20 protein-coding genes are annotated in these 21544 nt (G+C 34.2%); 8 read left to right on the plus strand and 12 right to left on the minus strand.

The genetic code is table 11. From position 1 onward, the window contains the following. Positions 1 to 320 precede the first annotated feature (320 nt). On the plus strand, positions 321 to 761 hold the full coding sequence (gene tnpA, locus GON26_RS14105) for an IS200/IS605 family transposase (RefSeq protein WP_160375424.1): 441 nt from the start codon (positions 321 to 323) through the stop codon (positions 759 to 761). A gap of 202 nt (positions 762 to 963) precedes the next feature. On the opposite strand, the gene GON26_RS14110 is transcribed toward tnpA, so the two are convergent. Then, the gene (locus GON26_RS14110) at positions 964 to 2178 is read right to left on the minus strand and encodes a polysaccharide deacetylase family protein (RefSeq protein WP_160375425.1); all 1215 of its coding nucleotides are present in this window, start codon (positions 2176 to 2178) and stop codon (positions 964 to 966) included. Positions 2179 to 2352: 174 nt separating this feature from the next. Between GON26_RS14110 and GON26_RS14115 the strand changes: the two genes are divergently transcribed. Then, positions 2353 to 2802 (plus strand): LexA family protein, encoded by a 450-nt coding sequence (locus GON26_RS14115; protein ID WP_160375426.1) that lies wholly within the window; start codon positions 2353 to 2355, stop codon positions 2800 to 2802. A gap of 67 nt (positions 2803 to 2869) precedes the next feature. Here the strand turns inward: GON26_RS14115 and GON26_RS14120 are convergent, their stop codons facing one another. The 4 genes from GON26_RS14120 to GON26_RS14135 all read right to left on the minus strand — a co-directional run bounded on the left by GON26_RS14120 (position 2870) and on the right by GON26_RS14135 (position 7233). Then, a complete protein-coding gene (locus GON26_RS14120) occupies positions 2870 to 3313 on the minus strand; it encodes a hypothetical protein (RefSeq protein ID WP_160375427.1) in 444 nt (147 codons plus the stop codon). A 298-nt stretch (positions 3314 to 3611) separates the two neighbouring features. Further along, positions 3612 to 4298 carry a hypothetical protein gene (locus tag GON26_RS14125; protein ID WP_160375428.1) on the minus strand — a complete coding sequence of 229 codons (687 nt, stop codon included), beginning with the start codon at positions 4296 to 4298 and terminating at the stop codon, positions 3612 to 3614. A 143-nt stretch (positions 4299 to 4441) separates the two neighbouring features. Continuing rightward, a complete protein-coding gene (locus GON26_RS14130) occupies positions 4442 to 4792 on the minus strand; it encodes a hypothetical protein (protein ID WP_160375429.1) in 351 nt (116 codons plus the stop codon). Between the two features lie 86 nt (positions 4793 to 4878). Further along, positions 4879 to 7233 (minus strand): GH92 family glycosyl hydrolase, encoded by a 2355-nt coding sequence (locus tag GON26_RS14135; RefSeq protein ID WP_160375430.1) that lies wholly within the window; start codon positions 7231 to 7233, stop codon positions 4879 to 4881. A gap of 159 nt (positions 7234 to 7392) precedes the next feature. On the opposite strand from GON26_RS14135, the gene GON26_RS14140 reads away from it, so the two are divergent. After that, entirely contained in the window at positions 7393 to 8016 is a 624-nt protein-coding gene (locus tag GON26_RS14140; protein ID WP_160375431.1) for a M949_RS01915 family surface polysaccharide biosynthesis protein, read from the plus strand. 74 nt (positions 8017 to 8090) lie between these two features. On the opposite strand, the gene GON26_RS14145 is transcribed toward GON26_RS14140, so the two are convergent. The 4 genes from GON26_RS14145 to GON26_RS14160 form a co-directional block, all read right to left on the minus strand. Next, complete coding sequence (locus GON26_RS14145) at positions 8091 to 8687, minus strand: GNAT family N-acetyltransferase (RefSeq protein ID WP_160375432.1); 597 nt, start codon at positions 8685 to 8687, stop codon at positions 8091 to 8093. A 233-nt stretch (positions 8688 to 8920) separates the two neighbouring features. Then, on the minus strand, positions 8921 to 9277 hold the full coding sequence (locus tag GON26_RS14150) for a hypothetical protein (RefSeq protein WP_160375433.1): 357 nt from the start codon (positions 9275 to 9277) through the stop codon (positions 8921 to 8923). A gap of 95 nt (positions 9278 to 9372) precedes the next feature. Then, positions 9373 to 10551 carry an AIR synthase related protein gene (locus GON26_RS14155; RefSeq protein ID WP_160375434.1) on the minus strand — a complete coding sequence of 393 codons (1179 nt, stop codon included), beginning with the start codon at positions 10549 to 10551 and terminating at the stop codon, positions 9373 to 9375. 301 nt (positions 10552 to 10852) lie between these two features. After that, on the minus strand, positions 10853 to 13042 hold the full coding sequence (locus GON26_RS14160) for a glutamine synthetase III family protein (RefSeq protein WP_160375435.1): 2190 nt from the start codon (positions 13040 to 13042) through the stop codon (positions 10853 to 10855). A gap of 427 nt (positions 13043 to 13469) precedes the next feature. Here GON26_RS14160 and GON26_RS14165 point away from each other — a divergent pair, with 427 nt between their 5' ends. Together GON26_RS14165 and GON26_RS14170 are read left to right on the plus strand one after the other, a co-directional pair. After that, positions 13470 to 14486: a glutamine synthetase beta-grasp domain-containing protein gene (locus GON26_RS14165; RefSeq protein ID WP_160375436.1), complete on the plus strand. Its 1017-nt coding sequence runs from the start codon at positions 13470 to 13472 to the stop codon at positions 14484 to 14486. 394 nt (positions 14487 to 14880) lie between these two features. Further along, on the plus strand, positions 14881 to 15852 hold the full coding sequence (locus GON26_RS14170; RefSeq protein WP_160375437.1) for a TerC family protein: 972 nt from the start codon (positions 14881 to 14883) through the stop codon (positions 15850 to 15852). Positions 15853 to 15926: 74 nt separating this feature from the next. Here GON26_RS14170 and GON26_RS14175 read toward each other — a convergent pair whose 3' ends face one another. The 3 genes from GON26_RS14175 to GON26_RS14185 form a co-directional block, all read right to left on the minus strand. Then, positions 15927 to 16448: a hypothetical protein gene (locus GON26_RS14175; RefSeq protein WP_160375438.1), complete on the minus strand. Its 522-nt coding sequence runs from the start codon at positions 16446 to 16448 to the stop codon at positions 15927 to 15929. An 88-nt stretch (positions 16449 to 16536) separates the two neighbouring features. Beyond that, a complete protein-coding gene (locus GON26_RS14180) occupies positions 16537 to 17403 on the minus strand; it encodes an alpha/beta hydrolase (RefSeq protein WP_160375439.1) in 867 nt (288 codons plus the stop codon). 140 nt (positions 17404 to 17543) lie between these two features. Further along, entirely contained in the window at positions 17544 to 18416 is an 873-nt protein-coding gene (locus GON26_RS14185) for an AraC family transcriptional regulator (protein WP_160375440.1), read from the minus strand. Between the two features lie 187 nt (positions 18417 to 18603). Between GON26_RS14185 and GON26_RS14190 the strand changes: the two genes are divergently transcribed. From GON26_RS14190 to GON26_RS14200, 3 genes are all read left to right on the plus strand, one after another. Continuing rightward, positions 18604 to 19011 (plus strand): secretion protein, encoded by a 408-nt coding sequence (locus GON26_RS14190; RefSeq protein ID WP_160375441.1) that lies wholly within the window; start codon positions 18604 to 18606, stop codon positions 19009 to 19011. Between the two features lie 379 nt (positions 19012 to 19390). Continuing rightward, the gene (locus tag GON26_RS14195; protein ID WP_160375442.1) at positions 19391 to 19804 is read left to right on the plus strand and encodes a T9SS type A sorting domain-containing protein; all 414 of its coding nucleotides are present in this window, start codon (positions 19391 to 19393) and stop codon (positions 19802 to 19804) included. A 1340-nt stretch (positions 19805 to 21144) separates the two neighbouring features. After that, complete coding sequence (locus tag GON26_RS14200; protein WP_160375443.1) at positions 21145 to 21531, plus strand: secretion protein; 387 nt, start codon at positions 21145 to 21147, stop codon at positions 21529 to 21531. Positions 21532 to 21544: the final 13 nt, after the last annotated feature.

Here is a 21544-nt window from a genome sequence, read left to right on the forward strand (position 1 = left end):
CGTTTTTTTTGATTCCTATTAATACGAAAGGTCAATGGCTAAAGCCCCATATATTTAACAAATTTAACCCTCCAGATAAATCTGGAGGCTAGTCAAAAATATTTAAGGCAAATTTTCTAACTAAACAAGCTTAATAAATTAGTGATAAAAATAATTTAATTAAAAAATAAGAAATATCTTAAAAATAAAAAATATTTTTAATTTTACGTTAAACGCTTGACTAGCCTCCAGATTCATCTGGAGGTAATAAATTCGGCATCTAAATCGGCTTTAGCCAAAATAAATATTTAAATTAAAAAAATCAACTTCATTATTAAAATATGTCATTTATTAAAGTTTATATCCATTTTATCTGGAGTACAAAAAATAGAATCCCTTTCCTGAACACCCCAGATTTACGTCTCAAAGTATGGAATCATATCAAAGAAAACGCAAAAGAAAAGGGAATTTATGTCGATTTTATTAATGGTTACTCTGATCATTGTCATTGTCTTATTTCCTTGGGAGCAGATCAAAATATTCAAAAAACAATGCAATTAATTAAAGGTGAATCTTCTTTTTGGATTAACAAAAATCAATTAACTAAAGAAAAATTTGAATGGCAAGAAGAATATTTTGCGCTTTCAGTTTCAGAATCTGTTGTTAATAGGGTAAGAGATTATATTAAAAATCAGGCAGAACATCATAAAAAGAAAACATTTCAAGAAGAGTATAATGAAATAATAAGTAAATATGGGTTTCAAAAAATAAATGAAAAATAAAATTTGGCTAAAGCCCTTACTATGATCAATTTTAATACCTCCAGATGAATCTGGAGGCTAGTCAATATTGAATAAATTAACTTAAATATAAGCAAGAATAGCACAGAAATTCGTCATTGACTGTATAGCAAAGACACAAAGCAAAAATATGTTCCTACACATATAAACTAAATTTCAGGGGATTTTATTTTTAAAAATAACCCTATTTCAACTCAATAGTAATTAACTCATGACTTTTAGTCCCGTCATCTGTAATTTTTAAATCAGATGAATGATTAATGATTTCAAACTTAGACGAAGTATCAACGGCTAAAGAAATGGCATGATATCGAAACGTTTCGGGAACTTCCGGAAGACTGATCACAACATCAACCTCTTTGTCTTTTTGAACGTACTTCACCTGAATGCGGTCTCTTAACCAAATGTATTCGTACACTTCCTGCCACGGTGCCATCCAGATGCTATCCTCTCCTTTTACGCCGTATTTGTTGGCAATGGCTGTCATATAATATTTAAAATCAGGAAAACGCATGCCTAATGACCATAAATTCCCATTGCCTACACTGTGTGTAAATTCCGTGTACCAAACCGGATTTGGTGATTTTGCAATTTGGTCTAAAGCGCTTAAATAACGATCCATTACTTTAAAACCAATCGTATCGTTTGTGCTCTGAACAAAGGTTCGCACAAAAATCAGTTTATCCAGACTGACTTTGTCCTGTACCGGAATAGCTGGCCCTGCACCGGCAAAAGAAGCCACCGAAAAAGAACCATTTGCAAGGGCATCTCTTTCGTATTCTAAATGATAACCGGGAGCACTTTCGCCACCAGGCACAACAAATTGCGACATGGTAAATCCTAAATTCTGACGGATCGAAACCGTATTTTCCGTAACTTCAGTCAGGAAATTCGTTCCGGGTTTGGTTGCATGATGAAAACCATGATTCAGGATATCCCAACCGGCCTCATACATCTCTTTTACTTCTGACCAGGACAAATGACCTCTGTCAACCGGTAAGTCTTTCATAGAAGCTCCATTGATAGCCAATCCTAACTTAAACGGAATCTTTTTTCCGCTTCCATCGGAGTAAAAAAGTCCTTCAGAATGACTGCCGTCTCCGCCATGATCATTTTTCCATTCACTCAGCAGAGGTGCGCTTACCTGACCTCCATTTAACAAAGGAAAAGCAGTTAAATAAGCCGAACGAACGCCGTCATCTAAGGTAAAACTATAGGCAAAATGTTTATTAAACTTCAATTTGGCGGGAGCCATTTTGAACTCTTTATTCGATTTTAATTTAATTTTAAACGAAATAACGACCGGTTTTACCGAATCCTTATCTGAATTTGGATTTTTAGCGAAACAGAAAACGGTGGTCGAAAAAACAAAAAGTATGGCAAGTAAAAATCGTTTCATGTAGTTTTGTGGTATTGGTATTGGAACGCGTTGATTAATAGTTCCTAAAGATACTTTTCTTTGCAAAAAAACAATTAAAAAAAATGCTTTTTCTATTCTAAAATTACGCTGTTAGTAATTATTTAGCACTAATTTCTAACAAGCAAATAAGAACTTCTGTAATTTTGCAGTACTATGAAATTGAGAAATCTACATACCACAAAATCATTCGAATTTTATATTCCGGATTACGCTTCAAAAGTAGTATTGCCTTTTTTTGATACAGGTATCAGCGCAGGTTTTCCTTCGCCTGCCGATGATTATATCGAACTGACGATTGACCTCAACAGAGAACTTATAAAAAACAAAGACAGTACTTATTTTGCCCGGGTAAAAGGACATTCGATGAAAAACGCCGGTATTTATGACGGCGATTTATTGGTAATTGACAAAAGTCTGGAGCCCAGAAATAATAAAATTGCCGTGTGTCAGATTGATGGCGAATTTACCATAAAACGCATCAAAATCGAGAAAGATATTGTTTGGCTAATTGCCGAAAATGAAGATTATAAACCCATAATGGTTACCCCCGAAAATGATTTTATGGTCTGGGGAATTGTGATTCACAGTATCAAATCCTTTTAAGATTTAAACTATAAAGAGTATTCAGAGCGTTCTGCAATGACCAAAACGCTCAAAATACCATCTTTTATTATTTTTTCGCCGGAAATTTCCAGTCAAATTCGTCTTTATCGTTGATGATAGCGCCAATTTCGAACTTCAAAACTTCATCAAATTCTGTCTGAAGAATAAACCAATTGTCTTCGTTAAAATAATTTTCGAAAGTATCAATCGTCTCCGGCGCGTATTTTGTAATTCCTTTTGTCGCCAGATCCTTCTTTACATCTGCAATTTTTCTCCCAATCAATTTAAACCCAAAAAGATCCAAATCGCTCCCGGAAGCTACAATAAAACCTAATTTCAAATCTTCCTCTTCATAAAAAGTCAATCTCATTTTGTGCGCATTGTACACAAAAATCACATTATCATCTTCGTCTTTATAATTTTTATCAGGCTTACCAAAAACTGCCGTAACATCATTTTGCTTCATTCCGAAAAGCAATTTATCGATTCCTGATTTCAGATTTATTTTCATATTTCTCTTTCTTTTTATTTAAAGCGCAAATTTCGTGAAGTTTTTATAAACTTTATTACGTTTCGCTTTTTATTAATTCACCGAATCGAAATTTCCTCCACAATTACAATTTTCAGGAGCAATTTCCAGCTATCCGTTTCAATCTTTTGTGGCGAACCCCGCCACAAAAGGATTTCCACTTCTATCTGGGCTAGGCAGCCATTTTCATAAGTTTATTTTCGGTTCAAATGAAGAAACCTAACAGGTTTTTAAAAAAACGTTTTGTTTTTGAGCAAGTTTGGGTTTTGATTAGTATTGATTATGAAACCCAAGTTCCTTCGACTTCATCAATTATCCATTTATCGTTAACTTTCTTAATAAAAATCCTAAATCCTTGGCCACAAAGACGACCACAAACAAACCCGGCAGACAAAACACCATACTTCTTTTCTTTATCAAATTGTATTCTAGAAACTGAAAATACTCCTGAAAAAATAAATTTATATTTAGTTTTCCAGATTGTATCTCTATTTGGAAATTTTGATAAATCTCTGAGTTTAAAATTTTGATTTAGTTTTATTTTTTCAAAATCAATTCTATAATTTTCTGTAACGATTTGAATGGAATCTGGAATAATCTTTTTCCCAAAATGCGCTACAAGTTCATTTTGATTACTTTCTTCTGCTGTTTCAATTATTGGGTTAAAAGCTATAACTATTTTTGAAGTATCATTTTTGATTCTTGCCAATTCTTTTTTCCAATTTTCTCTTTCGGTTTTAATTTCGGTAGTATCGCGCCCAACATAATTATCATCTTTATCATAAATTGGTTTCCCAAGAGGTGGAGGAAGATTTAAGATCCTACTATCAATACAAGTCGAGTCAATTAAGCTTGGTAAAATTTCGGTCATTACATTTTTTTCAAACTCTAAATCATTGATTTTCCTTTCACAACTAATTAAAGTTATAAATAATGTAATAAATACTATTTTTATTTTTAGACTCATTTTTTTGAAATATAGCTGAGCGGTTTTGGGAATAAATTAAGCCTCATTATTCGGATTTGCCAAATGATTTCAAATACAAAACTATTTTACCACTAAGCCAATTGCCAAAATCCATTGTGGCTATTAGCAACAGTAAAGTTATATTATTTGATATTTATTTTTTCACAATAGAAATCATATTCTCCAGCTTCATAATCAAAAACATGAAAATTGCAATTTTCCATTTGTCTATTCGCGATATTGTCGATTTGAAGCCCTGTTAATTGTAGCAAACCGAGGTTTAGAATATCTTTATTATTGATGTTATAGAATTCAATAGAAATTTGAGAATTATGGATGGATAAATCTTGAGTCAAATATAAATTTAAGCATTGTAGAAATTTTTCATTTTCGGTTACTTCATTAGTTAATTCAATTTTTCTAATAAAGAAAGGAATGATTTCGCCATTACTTCCTTTATTCCCTTTTAGGAAATCAAATTCATTTTCTTTCATAATCGATATTTTACTTTTAATCAGACTTTTTTTTGGACGCAAGTTCTGGATTTGTTGCTGCTAATTATTAAATTAACTCCTAAAATCTAATACTTCTTCTTATTCGGTTTAGCACTCATATAAAAAGTAATTTTCCCGCCGTTTATCACCTCAGAATGTTTCAGGAAAGGTTTGTCTAATTGTTTTCCATTCAAAAGCACTTTGCTCACAAACACATTTTTCTCCGACTGATTTACCGTTTCTACTTCGAACGTTTTACCATTTTCTAAATTGAAAATAGCGTTCTTAACCAAAGGACTTCCCAAAGCATAATCTTCAGAACCTGGCGCAACTGGGTAAAATCCTAAACTGCTAAAAATATACCAGGCACTCATTTGCCCAAAATCATCATTTCCTCCTAAACCGTCAGCACCATTTCGGTACATTTTTTTCAGAATCATTCTTATTTTGTCCTGTGCTTTCCATGGCGAATTCGTCCAATTGTACAAATAAACTACGTGATGCGAAGGTTCGTTTCCATGAACGTAATTCCCAATAATTCCATCACGCGTAATATCTTCCGTATTTTCAAAATATTTGTCCGGCAAATGCATGCTAAATAACGAATCTAATCGAACATTAAATTTATCATTTCCACCCATCAGTTTAATCATCTCAGCAGGATCTTGCGGAACATATAAACTATAATTCCATGAATTTCCTTCAATAAAACCTTGTCCGTGCGTGTCAAGCGGATCGAACTCTTTTTTGAAAGTTCCGTCATCTAATTTCGGACGCATAAAACCAGTTTTGGCATCATAAACATTTTTATAGTTTTTAGATCTTTCGATAAATTCATTATAAATTTCTGTCTTACCTAATTTCTTCGCCGCCTGCGCAATTGTCCAATCATCATAAGCATATTCTAAGGTTTTCGAAACCGAAGCACCGTTTTTATCCTCAGGAACATATCCTTTTTTCATATAAAGTTCCAAACCATCATAATACGGAACTCTAGCTGTATTCACACATGCCTGAAGTGCTTTTTCTGGATCAAAATTGGTATTGCCTTTTACTATGGCATCTGCCACCACCGAAACCGAATGATATCCAATCATACACCAGTTTTCGTTGGCATAATGCGACCAAATTGGTAACATTTTATGCACACTCTGATCAGAATGCGCCAACATAGAACTCACCATATCGGAGTTTCTTTTGGGCTGTACAATATTAAAAAGCGGATGCAAAGCCCTATAAGTGTCCCATAACGAATAACTGGTGTAATTGGTAAACTTATCGGCTGTATGCACATTCATATCCAAACCTTTGTAGTTTCCGTCAAGATCCATGTATTCTGTTGGCCCTAAAAAGGCGTGGTACATCGCCGTATAAAAATTCACGAAATCTTCTTTCTGAATCGCTTCAATCTGAATTTTATTCAGTTCGTTATTCCAGATTTCCTGACTTTGTTTTTTTACTTTTTCGAAATCCCAACCCGGAACTTCTTTTTTCATATTCTCCAAAGCTCCAGCCGAACTCACTGGCGACAAAGCCATCTTAATTTTTATTTTTTCGCCTTCTTCGGTATCAAAATCAAAAAACAATTTTAGGTTTTGACCCGCCATTTCCGGGAAATTCTTCGTTTGATCGAATCGTCCCCAAAAACCTCTGTACACACTTTTTTCGGGAGTGGCTTGTCCGTAACTTTTTATTTTTTTATTAAACGACATTGCAAAATAAACCGTTCTCGTTCTCGCCCAACCATTCGTCTGACGGTAACCTGTAATTAGAGTATCGTTTTCTATACGAACAAATGTCCACACATTTTTTTTATCATAATTGTAAATTCCGGAAGTCAAATCCAGAATAATATGTGCTTCGTCCGACTTCGGAAAAGTGTATTGATGCATTCCAACACGAGTCGTCGCAGTCAGTTCGGCTTTGATTTTATGGTCTTCGAGAAGTACACTGTAATACGCTGGCTCTGCTTTTTCGGTCGAATGCGAAAATGCTGAACGATAACCTGATTGTGGTTTTGAAGCCACTCCGGGATTCAGCTGCAACTTTCCGGTAGTAGGCATGATCAGAAAATCGCCTAAATCAGAATGTCCTGTTCCGCTAAAATGGGTATGACTAAAACCTACAATAGTTTTGTCTTCGTATTGATATCCTGCGCAATATTTATATACATCGCCGTTGTATTTTCCGTTTACACTGTAAGCAATCGTATCGGTTTCCGGGCTTAACTGCACACTCCCGAAAGGAACTGTTGCCCCAGGATACGTATGTCCCATTTTGGCCGTACCAATCATTGGATCAACATATTGAATCAGATTTCTTTTTTCGGCAGTTTTTTTCTGTGCGTTTACATTATTACTAAAACCAATTATTACAACTGATAATCCAAAAAGAAAACGGCTGCGGTTTACAAAGCTTCTCAGGTATTTATTTTCAATCATTATTTTGTTTTTATATCATTATCAACTTATTACTAAAACGTTTTATCTTTTGTTTCAGGTTAGAAAAATACAACAAAATATGCTCTTTAAAAAATATAAATTTCTCCGAACTAAAAACCTTTTAAAATATCTTTGAGTTACTTAAAGTCATACAATTCTATGAAAAATTATATTTTCGCCCTCCTTCTTTTTTCTAACCTATTTATGTATGCTCAAAAAGTAGAAAGCTACAAATTAACCAAAGAACAGATAAAGGAAAGAGAATTGGAAGGCATTAGTGATTTCCCTATTTACAAAGCCTTTGAATATCAAGACAAAGGAGGCGTTTACGAATTGCTGTTTTGCGAGAATCAAAAGAATATTTCTAAAAAAGATACGCTAAACACCAAAATACAGGCCATTTGTACCCTAAATGATCATGGCGATTTTCTGGAAAAATGGAGAATTAATGATTTACTTGAAAGCAGTGAACCCAAAGAAACTACTATTTGGTTCTGGACAAAATACTGCAGCACCAAAGATTTGGATGGCGACGGTTATATTGATCCGGTAATCGTTTACGGTACAAGAAATGAATATGATGAGATACGCCGAGTGAAAATTATCACAGTTTATAAAAACAAAAAATACCCTATCCGTGCAGTCGAATGTGTTCTGGACGATTGCAGAACATTTAAAAAAGATACAAACTGGAATCTACTACCCAAGAAAATACAAGTTTATGTAAACCAATTGGTCGAAAAACTTAGAAAAGAGCAGGATTTGATTTTACATAATGGATAGAATCATAGAAATTCCAAATTTTTAAATTCAAAATTCTAATATATATGATTTTATGAAGAGTAAGCGAAACTTTTTTAAAGCTTTTTCTTTAAATTTTCTTTAACCTCATCAAACCATTCGTTTTTAAGAACACTCAGAACGATAGAATCACGGCGAACATCACCGTCTCTGGTAGGCATATTGCTGCGTAAAACGCCTTCGACTTTGCAGCCGATACTTTTCATGGCCGCTATACTTCTTTCGTTATTGTTGTCTGCACGAAGCTCTACTCGTTCCATTCCAAGAGTTTCAAAGGCAAATTGAAACAACAAATATTTACAATGTTTGTTAAGCCCGGTTCCTCTAAAAGCTGAACCGTACCAGGTATAACCCAACTGCAACGTTTTGAATTCTAAATTGATATCGTAAAAACGGGTGGAGCCAGCGAATTTTTGAGACTTTTTATCGAATACTATAAACGGAAATTCCTTTTGGCTTTCGCGGGCTTTTACAGCAAGCTGAATATAATGAATCAGATTATCCTTTCCCTCAGCACCAACTAAAGAGTATTTCCAGGTTTCAGGCTCGTTGATGGAGATTTCAAGTAAATTTTCTACGTCTGATTCCTGCAAAGGACGCAAAAGAACTAAATCGTCTTCGAGAATAATGTTGGAGGAGAAACTAAAGTTCATAAATTATTTTTTTGTTAGAATACAAAGATGTTCTAAGTTTTCATAAAGATTCAGAGATAAAAAAGTATTTCCAGTTTAATGAAATATTTACAATTGCTTCTGGAGCTAGTTCTTTCCTGCAAGGTTTCCAAAACCTTGTAGGTATAGTTTTAAGAGTTAAACCTACAAGGTTTTGAAAACCTTGCAGGATGAAAAAAACCTAACCAATTTATAAAATCGGTTAGGTTTTTTATTTATTCACTCATTTCGTCGTAACGTTCCGGAACTTGCGGATCGTACAAAGGGCATTTGAATTCTTCCAGTACATCTACCAGTTTGTCCATGGTGGTACCCTCGGTTCCGTAACAGTCTATTTTGATGCTTTGTGGTGTGGTGATTACCTGAAAAGCACCTTTTCCAGTTGTATTTTGCCAGCTGTTTTCATCGACTTTTTCCCATTTTGAGAATACCGAATTGATTCGGTTCAGGATTACCTGTACCGGAAGCGTTTCTAAACCTTCTACTTCTTGTTTTTCGAGTAATGCCTCGTAAACTTCGTGGTGGTTTAGGTACACTTCTTCTAAATATTTCCAAAAAAGTAATTCGTACATAGCTGTTATTTTTAAACCATATAAGTGATATAAGTTAAATTAAGCTTTAAATCTTATTGATCTGAACTTACATCACTTATATGGTGAAATATTTTTTAATATTCGAATGTACCGTATTCGCTGGTTATGGTCAATTTCTTAGCATCTGCCGCTTCTACTCTTCCTACGATTTGTGCCTCGACATTGAACGATTTTGAAATCGCAATAATATCCTGAGCAATATTTTCAGGTACGTAAATTTCCATACGGTGACCGCAGTTGAAAACCTGATACATTTCTTTCCAGTCGGTTTTTGATTGCTCCTGAATTAATTGGAACAATGGTGGAACCGGGAATAAATTATCTTTTATAATGTGTAAATTCTGAACGAAATGTAAAATTTTAGTTTGCGCTCCACCGCTGCAATGCACCATTCCGTGAATTTCGTTTGGCGTGTAAGTATCTAAAATTTTCTTGATGATTGGCGCATAAGTACGTGTTGGCGAAAGGACCAACTGACCTGCGTTTATTGGGCTGTTTTCTACAGCATCAGTTAGATTTACCTGACCGGAATAAATTAATTCTTCCGGAACAAGAGCATCGTAACTTTCCGGATATTTTTTGGCTAAATATTTCCCGAAAACATCGTGACGGGCAGATGTTAAACCATTGCTTCCCATTCCCCCATTATAGCTTTTTTCGTAAGTCGCCTGACCAAAAGAAGTCAGACCAACAATTACGTCACCGGCTTTGATATTGGCGTTATCCACCACATCGCTGCGTTTCATACGGGCTGTTACGGTAGAATCTACAATAATAGTACGAACAACATCACCAACATCGGCAGTTTCGCCTCCTGTTGAATGAATGGTTACACCGAAAGATTTTAACTCGTTGATTAATTCTTCGGTTCCGTTGATGATGGCCGAAATAACTTCAGCCGGAATTAGGTTTTTATTTCTTCCGATTGTGGATGAAAGCAGGATATTATCTGTAGCTCCCACACACAACAAATCGTCGATATTCATGATTAAAGCATCCTGAGCGATTCCTTTCCAAACCGAAATATCACCAGTTTCTTTCCAGTACATATACGCCAAAGACGATTTTGTACCGGCTCCGTCAGCGTGCATAATCAGACAATAATCTTCATCTTGTGTAAGATAATCGGGAACAATTTTGCAGAATGCCTGAGGAAATAAACCTTTATCGATGTTTTTTATGGCGTTGTGTACGTCTTCTTTTGATGCCGAAACACCTCTTTGTGCGTACCTTTTGCTAGAATCTGAACTCATGAAACTTAGTTTGTGTTGATGTGGTGCAAAGATAATCGCTTTTTTTAATTCTTTTAATGATTCCTTATATTGATTGTGAAAAAGTTTTTGCCACTAATTACACTAATTGTCACTAATTAAAAATGAGGGAAGTAAAAAATGATTTTATGGATTTTAAGATTGCGCAGAATTATTTACCACAAATTAGCACAAATTTTATAAAGCAAAAATCATCCTTAGCGGATGATTTTTGTTTATGACTATTTAGAAAAAATTCAAAATAGAATTTGTGGGAATTTGTGTAATTAGTGGCAAAAAAAAATTACTTCGTAAATAACAATTCTCTGTATTTCGTCAATGTCCAGCTTTGGTCATCTACCAAAAGCTCTAATTTATCACAGTGATTACGAATATCCTCAAAATAAGGTTTTACATTATTACAATAGGCTTCTGCCATTTTCTGAGCATCCGTCAGGGTATTTGCTTTTTTTCTTTCGTTGGTCATGGCAGCCACTTTAGAACTGATACCTTCTATATGTCCTGAAATTTCTTTGATTAAAAGAATCTGTTCTTTAGCAATAGTTTCAAATTCCTTACCGAAGATTTCTTTTAAACCTTTTACATTTTCAATTAAGGTATTTTGATAATGAATAGCCGTTGGAATCACATGATTTCTCGAAATATCTCCCAAAACTCTTCCTTCAATCTGGATTTTTTTGGTGTATTCTTCCAATTCTATTTCGTAACGCGCTTCCGCTTCTACGTGATTCATGATGCCTAATTCATCAAACAAAGCAAAAGCTTGTTTAGAAACTTTGGCTTTTATGGCTTCCGGAGTGGTTTTAAAGTTACTCAAACCTCTTTTTGCAGCTTCTTTTTCCCAGGCTTCGCTATAACCATCTCCTTCAAAAAGGATTTTTTTAGATTGTTTGATGTATTCTCTCAAAACATTAAAGATTGCATCGTCTTTTTTCATGTCTTTCGACTCAATCAAAGTATCAACTGCCACTTTAAAATCTTTTAATTGTTTGGCTACAATGGCATTCAGGGTTGTCATGGCATTCGAACAGTTTGCATTGGAACCAACGGCTCTGAACTCAAATTTATTTCCTGTAAAAGCAAAAGGAGATGTTCTGTTTCTATCGGTATTATCCAGAAGTACATCCGGAATTTTACCTACTACGTTCAATTTTAAATCGGTTTTTTCTTCTGGCGAAAGTTTTCCGGTTGTTACACTTTCTAACTCAGACAACACTTTTGTTAATTGCGCTCCGATGAAAACTGAGATAATAGCCGGCGGCGCTTCATTTGCTCCTAATCGATGATCGTTACTTGCTGTGGCGATTGACGCTCTCAATAAAGTCTCATAATCGTTTACAGCTTTGATGGTATTAATAAAGAAGGTCAAAAACTGTAAATTACTCATTGGCGTTTTGCTCGGACTCAATAAATTTACTCCGGTATCTGTTGCCAACGACCAGTTGTTGTGCTTTCCTGAACCGTTTACTCCTTTGAAAGGTTTTTCGTGAAACAACACTTTAAAATCATGACGTTCAGCCACTTTCTGCATCACGTCCATCAATAATGAGTTATGATCTACGGCTAAATTGGTTTCCTCAAAAATCGGTGCCAACTCAAACTGATTGGGTGCCACTTCGTTATGACGGGTTTTTACCGGAATTCCGAGCAGCATACATTCCTGTTCCAAATCTCTCATATACGTTAATGCACGCGTAGGGATTGAGCCAAAATAATGATCATCTAACTGTTGTCCTTTAGCAGAAGTGTGTCCTAATAAAGTACGTCCTGTCATCATTAAATCCGGGCGGGAATTTGCCAAAGCTTTATCAATCAGGAAATATTCTTGTTCCCAGCCTAAAGTTGCGGTTACTTTTTTGACGTTTTTATCAAAATATTTACAAACCTCAGTAGCGGCTTCATCCATTGCAGATAATGCTCTCAATAACGGAATTTTATTATCTAAAGCTTCTCCCGTGTAGGCGATAAAAACCGTAGGAATACATAAAGTTGTACCATATATAAAAGCTGGCGAAGTGGGATCCCAGGCGGTATAGCCACGGGCTTCGAATGTATTTCTAATTCCTCCGTTCGGAAAACTTGAAGCATCAGGTTCTTGTTGTACCAATTGTGCTCCGCCAAATTTTTCTACAGGATCACTTCCGTCATAAGACGTTTCGAAAAAAGCATCATGTTTTTCAGCAGTAGTTCCTGTAAGTGGCTGAAACCAGTGTGTATAATGTGTTACGCCTTTGGCCAAAGCCCATTCTTTCATTCCCATCGCAATATAATCAGCCAGTTTTCTGTCGATTTTAGTTCCGTGCTGAATAGCGTCTCTTACTCCTTTTAAAGCATCCGAAGTCAAAAACTGCTTCATTGCTTTTTCGTTAAAAACATTCGCCCCAAAAAGTGTCGATTTTTTATCTAATTCTTCAAAATGCACCGGTTTTCTGGTAGAAGCATCTCTTAGGGCTTGAAAACGTAATGTTGACATGTATCTATATTTTTAAATTGCTATTAATTTTGATTGAAAAACAAGAGACAAATATAATCAATTAAAAAGCCTCTAAAAAAGATAAACCTGACAATTTTAAACAAAGAATATTCAAAAGAAGAATGGTTTTTTAAAGAATAATCAATTTGTTTTGAAGAAATATAACAAAATACCGCAGTATTATTCAAGAAACAAACACTTTTTCGTAATTTAAACGCAAAGAATACCAAAAAACAAGCTTAATAATTACGAATTTATTTTTTTAACCACAGTAAAATTGCTTTTTTAAAAATATACCCCTATCAAAATTGCGCTTATGCAAAAAATTATAGTTGACAATAAATTTATACCCCCTAATTTTTAGGACTAAAAAAATAAATCTATATTTGACCCAAGCAAAAAAAACAAAAAATTAATTTATATTATTATGGCTAAAATTAAGTTAGAGTACATTTGGTTAGATGGATATGAACCAACTCAAAATCTTAGAAGTAAAACTAAAGTTGAAGAGCACGACAATTTCAAAGGAACATTAGAAGAACTTGGTAACTGGTCATTTGATGGATCATCTACTAAACAAGCTGAAGGTGGATCTTCTGACTGTTTATTAGTACCTGTTGCAATTTACCCAGACCCAACTCGTATCAACGGATACCTTGTAATGTCTGAAGTTATGTATGCTGATGGAACTCCACACCCTTCTAACGGTAGAGCTACTATTGATGATGATAATGATGATTTCTGGTTTGGTTTCGAACAAGAATATTTCATCATGGACACTAAAACTTTATTGCCATTAGGTTTCCCTGTTGGAGGATATCCTGCTCCACAAGGTATGTACTACTGCTCTGTAGGTGGAAAAAACACTCACGGAAGAAAATTAGTAGAAGAGCATGCTGACTTATGTATCGCTGCTGGAATCAACTTCGAAGGTATTAACCAAGAGGTTGCCTGCGGACAATGGGAATTCCAATTATTCGCTAAAGGTGCTAAAAAAGCCGGAGACGAAATTTGGATCGCCAGATACTTATTAGATCGTTTGACTGAAAAATATGGTTACTATATCGAGTACCACCCAAAACCACTTGGTGATACAGACTGGAATGGTTCTGGAATGCACGCTAACTTCTCTAACGAGGTGTTAAGAACATGTGGAGACCAGGCTACTTACGAAAGAATCTGTGAGGCTTTCCGTCCTGTTACTGCTGAGCACATCGCAGTTTACGGAGCTTACAACGACCAACGTTTAACTGGTAAACACGAAACTGCTTCTATCCATGATTTCTCTTACGGAATCTCAGACAGAGGATGTTCAATCCGTATTCCTTTGATGACTGTTCAAAAAGGATGGAAAGGATGGTTAGAAGACAGAAGACCAGCTTCAAACGGAGATCCATACAAAATTGCTGCCAGAATTATCAAAACTGTTAAATCAGCGCTATAATTCAGGTTCAAATTATACTAAAAGTGCCATCGTAAATGATGGCACTTTTTTTTGTTCCATTTTTTCCGGTAGCAGAAATAGTAGTTTTCAAAAGAACGCCTTGTCCTGCTATCCGCTATATCTATTGTTGCGAACCCCGCAACAATAGGATACCGCTTCTATCAGGGCTATTATAGAAATTTTAGTTTTTATAAGTAACATTGGGTTAGAGTCAAAGGTTTTTCCGTAGTGGCGCACAGCAGTGCGTCTTCGAACTTTGACAGAGATCTCAATAATTCAAACCCAACAGATTTTAAAACCAGTTAGGTTTATAAATTTGAAAGTAATTATCTAATAATTAATTTTAAAGTTAAACTTCAAAAACTATCTTTGTAAATCATTTAAAAAATATATCATGATAGTCTGGATTTTCTTCTTGCTCGCCGTAGTTTTTATTCTTGCTTTAGATTTGGGTGTTTTTAATAAAACGCCACATATTATTAGTACCAAAGAAGCAAGTAAATGGACACTTATTTGGGTAACGCTTTCATTCCTTTTTTCAGGTGTGATTTACTGGCTTTATACCACAGATTATATTGATAATCCCGACAATCTAAAACCTGCTGTTGCTTCGATGAAGTTTATCACCGGATACCTGATTGAACTTTCTTTGAGTGTCGATAATATTTTTGTAATTGCCATTATTTTTGCTTCTTTCAAAATACCTCAAAAATACCAGCACCGTGTTTTGTTCTGGGGAATCCTTGGAGCAATCGTTTTCCGTGGACTGATGATTTTCTTTGGTGTCATGATTATCAATAAATTTGCCTGGATGACGTATATTTTTGGTGCTTTTTTATTATTTACGGCTATCAAAATGTTGTTTTCTGGCGAAGAAGAAGATTTTCAGCCAAAAGATTCCTTTGTATATAAAACATTAGGCAAAATCATGCCACTAACCTCTGAAACAGATGGTGAAAAGTTCTTCATTTCAACCAAAACTGCCAAAAGAGCTGCGACTCCTTTATTTGTTGCCTTAATTGTAATTGAGGTAATGGATGTACTTTTTGCTGTTGACAGCGTTCCTGCTATCTTAGCCATTACATCAGATCCGTTTTTAGTATTCAGTTCTAATATTTTTGCTATTCTGGGATTGCGTTCTATGTACTTTTTCCTGGCGAATATGCTGGCTAAATTCAGCTATTTAGAGTACAGCTTAATTGCGATTCTAAGTTTCGTAGGACTTAAAATGTTATTGCACGATTTTATTCATTTACCAGAATGGGCGTCATTAGGTTTTATTGCGCTTTCGCTTTTAGTAGGAATATTGGTTTCCTTAAAATTTGGAGAAGAAAAAGTACTGACTGATAATACTGAGGAAGAATAATTTTCTTAAAAAACATATATTCATAAAAAAAGGAAATCTTGCGATTTCCTTTTTTTATAAACTCTCATGAATTACTAGTTAACTTTCTTAACATTGCTGTCATCAATGTTGTATTTTGCAATAACAGCGTTATAGTCTGAATAGTCAGGTTTATTCGCAGATTTAGCATTTAATCCATCATCACCTGGAATAATAACAATTCGAAATGTTTTACCTAACCTAAAACTATTTGGCAATTGAGACAAATCACTTATACTACCATCAATAAAAATTGTAACATTATTTTTAGAAAAAGTATAATTATATTGAGCGGTCTCTAAGCCATCATTAAAGTAATATATCTGGGGTAGTAATGCCCAACTATCAGCTTGATTAGCTGCACTAACTAATTCATATACCAAAATATTATCACCTGATAACATGCCAGTTAATGAAACATTCCTTTCATAATTTGGGCCAACAAAGTCAAATGTAGTTTCAGTAACATAAGCAATTAATCCATCTTGTCCATCATATCCCGGAGGTCCTTCCGGTCCTTCACAGCTAGAAAAAACCATTAATCCAACAACTGCGAAAAGGGTAAGTATCTTTTTCATAATATTTGTTTTTTAAAATTTATAAAGCTATTCCAAAAACCAAACCAAAAAAATTGTTTTGTGGCTTTTTGAAATGTTTTTTTCATTATTATTTCGCAACCTGTTGATTTTTAAGCAAAATTTTGTTGAAAAATAACACGTGATATGGTAATGAATTCTCCCAATAGTCCCAGGTATGTGCTCCCGGACGCTCGGTATAATCGTGATCTACCTTACTATAAACTAATCTACGGTGTAACTCTTTGTTAGGTTCTATCAGGAAATCATCTACTCCACAATCTATTATCAACGGAAGTTTGTTTGTTTTTATTTTATCAATCATGCCTAAAACTGCATATTGTTTATACATTTCGGGTTGATCACTTTTGTCACCAAAAACAGGCTGCATCAATTTTACCACCTGTGCCGAAGAATCTCTGTTGAGCATCACACTCATATCTACAGCGCCACTCATACTCCCGGCAGCACAAAACAATTCCGGATGTTTAGCCGACAAATACAAGGCGCCATGACCTCCCATAGAAAGCCCTGTGATGACTCTTCCGTTTTTATTATTAATGGTTCGGTAGGTTTTATCTACTTTCTGAATCACTTCCTGAGTGATAAACGTTTCGAACTGGCTCCCCTGATTTACAGGACTGTCCAAATAAAAGCTAAAAGTTTCACCTTCCGGCATTACGATAATCATATTGTATTGATCGGCCAGATTTTTAACCAGATCTTTATTAGGCGTATTTTTTAACCAATCAGCAAAGTGACCGTATGCACCATGCAGTAAATACATTACAGGATATGTTTTTTTGCTTTTGGCATACGAGTTAGGCAACACAATTGCCGCTTTGTAGGTTTTGCTCATTGCCGTGCTTGCTACCTCTAAAGTATCTACTTTTGCTGCGAAGGAAACACCTGAAACACAAAAAAGAAAAGCAAGTATCAGCGATTTAACGTTTTTCATATTTAATCATTTTTAATATTAGGGAACGTAAATATACCTCTTTTAAGCTTAATATAAAGAAGAAATCCGACAGGTTTTAGGTCCCTGTCGGATTTCTTATCCAAATTAAATTTTCTAATCTGTACTATTATCAAAGAAAACTACATTATTATCGTCTTATGTTCCTGACGGTATTGCGAGGCACTTTTACCAGTATATTGCTTGAATGATTTACTAAAATGACTGAAATTATTAAAACCGCTCTCATAACAAACTTCATTAATACTTATAGGTTTCTCAGCCAGAAGTTTTGAAGCGTGTACCAAACGGTATTCGTTTACAAATTCGGTAAAGGTTTTGTTTGAAATCTTTTTGAAGTAACGGCAAAACGATGGTGTTGTCATGCTTACCATGCTCGAAACCTCATCAATCGCGATTGGTTCCTGGAAATGATCTTTTACATAATTAAAAACAACATTAATACGATCATTATCCTGTACGTGCATTTCCAACGAAAATCCATCAGCATTTAAAATCGTATATTCTTCAGAGGATTCTAATTCATCCAGAATACTTAATAAGGTCAACAATCTTTCAAGGGGCTGCTGATTTTCCATCGATTCAATTTTCTCCCCTATTTTTCTTTTGGTTTCTCCGCCAAAAGCGATTCCGCCTTTTGCCTGGTTCAGGATGTTCTGAATCTTTTTCATTTCAGGAATTCCAAAAAAATCATTTCCTAAAAAATCAGGTTTGATATGAATGACTGTTTCATTTTTATTTCCGGTAAGCTCATTCGTAAAACCACAATGCGGTAAATTCGAACCTATTAATAATAAAGAACCATTAGTATAATAGGAGACATGGCTTCCTATTTGTCTTTTTCCTGCACCACCATTTACAAAAACCAATTCAATTTCAGGGTGATAATGCCATAAATGCGCTTTCTTATTGGCTTTCTCGGCGTGTTTCGTATAGGTAAAAGAACTTCCGTATGAGCTGGATATTACTTCAAGAGCTGGGGCTATTGCTTTCATTGCATTTGTTTGAAAAATAATAGCAAAATTAACAAAAACGCCTAAAATAATTCAAATTTTAACCTATAACGGTTTCGTAAATGAGAATATAGCATCGAAATCAGCAAATCGGGTTGCTAAAAATAGTTTATTCTTCAACTAATTTAGCATCAGAGAATTAGAACTAATAATTTAAAAAATTAAAGCCATGAAAAAGACATTAAAATTAAGTTTAGTATGCGCAGTACTTTTTACAGGATTAAGTGCTTTTGCAATTGATGGTAATGAAGACTTTGCTCTTCATGTAATTAAAGGAAATGGTAAGGTGATTACTTTTGCATTAAACAATGTAAAAAAAGCAAGCCTTTCTATTTATGAAAAAGATGGAACACTGATTTATTCTGAAAATGCTTCAGGTAAAGAGGGAATTTTGAGAACTTTTAGCTTAGAAGAATTTCCGGCAGGAACTTACATCTTAGAAGTAGAAGATAATGTGAAAACAGTAAAACATGAAATTACGATTACAGATACTACATCTGTGTTATCATCAAAAGCAATTTCATCAGTTTACAAAGCAGGTTTTGCTGCAAAAAACAGCAGCGTTGCAGCACGTTAAAAAAACATACCTTTTATAAGGTATAAAATGGTTAAATCGTTATAAATTTTACAAGAAACAGCTCTTTATGATGATGAGCTGTTTTTTTTATGGGGCAAATTCTCCGAAAAATTATTATTAATTAAATTTTTTCAAACTAAAATTACGACATATAAATAAAAACATTTTATTGATTTTCATATTCTCAATTGAGCCGAAAACATTGAAAAATAATAATCAAATTAACAAAAACACCTAAAATAATTCAAATTTTAACCTATAACGGTTTCGTAAATGAGAATATAGCATATAAATTGGAAAATACAGTTGTTAAGATATAGGGATGTCTGAAGTAATTTTACATCAGAGAATTAGAACTAATAATTTAAAAATTAAGACCATGAAAAAGATGTTAAAATTAAGTTTAGTATGTGCAGTACTTTTTTCAGGAATGAGTACTTATGCAATTGACGGAAATGGAGATTTTGCTCTTCATGTATTAAAAGGAAATGAAAATGGTAAGCTAATTACTTTTGCTCTTAACAATGTAAAAAAAGCAAACCTTGCTATTTATGACAAAGATGGTACTTTAATCTACTCTGAATACGCTTCAGGTAAAGATGGAATCCTAAGAACATTTAACTTACAAGAATTCCCAGAAGGAACTTATTTCTTAGAAGTTGAAGACAATGCAAAAAAAGTAAAACATGAAATTACAATAACAGACGAGGCTTCAATCTTGTCTTCAAAAGCAGTTTCATCTGTTTATAAAGCAGGTTACACTGCAAAAAATACAAGCGTAGCAGTACGCTAAAAAAGTTTATACTTCTCATAAAGTATAAAAATGAGGTTAGATAGTTAGTAAAGTTTAAAACGTGATTGTTTTAAAAACAGCTCTTTGTGGTTATTGAGCTGTTTTTTTTTGCTTATAACTTAACGGAAATTAAAATTCCAATTTGGCTAAGCTTTTTTTTAAGCCACAGATTAAAAGATTAAAAGGATTTAAAAAAATCTGCAAAATCTGCGGGTGACAAAACTTCACGACTTTACATGAAACCATCACTCCTAAAAGACGCACTGCTGTGCGCCTCTACGGAAAACTGGGATGAAATGTTAGTAGAAAAAATGAATCTCGCAAAGACGCAGAGGCGCAAAGTTTTTTTTAAGCCACAGATTAAAAGATTAAAAGGATTTAAAAAAATCTGCGGAAAACTAAACTTTGTGTCTTCGTGACTTTGCGTGAAACCATCACTCCTAAAAGACGCACTGCTGTGCGCCTCTACGGAAAACTGGGATGGAATGTTAGTAGAAAAAATGAATCTCGCAAAGACGCAGAGGCGCAAAGTTTTTTTTTAAGCCACAAATTAAAAGATTAAAAGGATTTAAAAAAAACTTCAAAATCTGCAAAATCTGCGGGTGACAAAACTTCACGACTTTACATGAAACCATCACTCCTAAAAGACGCACTGCTGTGCGCCTCTACGGAAAATTGGGATGGAATGTTAGTAGAAAAAATGAATCTCGCAAAGACGCAGAGGCGCAAAGTTTTTTTTTAAGCCACAGATTAAAAGATTAAAAGGATTTAAAAAAATCTGCAAAATCTGCAAAATCTGCGGGTGACAAAACTTCACGACTTTACATGAAACCATCACTCCTAAAAGACGCACTGCTGTGCGCCTCTACGGAAAACTGGGATGGAATATTGAAGGAAAAGAATGAATCGCACAAAGAGACACAAAAAACGCAAAATTTTTTACTCTAAGTTTTAAAAAGGTAAAGTTCGCAAAGCTTTATATTGATCCATTAAATCTCCATTCCAAAACTTTCTTTTTAAAACACTCCTGTAGGACCACAACCCTCTTTTGTGGTTATTTTTTTTGTTCAAAATTTTGCAATAAATGACGCTGAAAAACATAAAATTTTTTATTTCACAAAACAATTCTTAATAAATCACAATCAACTGATTTTAAATTTATTAAATAAAAAATAATAAAAACATCCAGAAAGCCAATAAATACGTATATAATTTAAGCAAAGCACAGAAATAGTTTTAATTCAGCAACTTAAGACCTAAAAAAAGGCAAAAAGGTTGTCAAAAATTAAATATGTATTTGTAGTTTTGCGCTACCACTAATAGTTAAAATTCAAAGAAACATGAAACAAATTTTCAAATTCGGCTTCGTTGTGGCCATTTTTTTCACAACAATGTTTACTTATGCAATTGATGGAAAAGGGGATTATATCTTGTATATAAAAACCGGTAACGGAAAAGTAGTTAGTTTTACTTTAAACACCGTTGAGAAATCAAATTTTTCAATCTTCGACGGAAATCATAATTTAGTGTACGCAGGAACTTCTGCTACAGACGAATTAGAAATTTCGAAAACATTAAGTTTAGAAGCTTTCCCGGCTGGAACTTATTACTTAGAAGTAAAAGAAAATAGTAAAGTCGTAAAACACGAAATTATTGTTTCAAACAAAAAGTCAAAAACAGTTAAACTTGACCAGTCTGCGAACGAAAGTCCAGCATTCCGTCGTTAATTAATTTTGATGG

This window comes from Flavobacterium hydrocarbonoxydans (genome assembly GCF_009789235.1).
Classification (GTDB): domain Bacteria; phylum Bacteroidota; class Bacteroidia; order Flavobacteriales; family Flavobacteriaceae; genus Flavobacterium; species Flavobacterium hydrocarbonoxydans.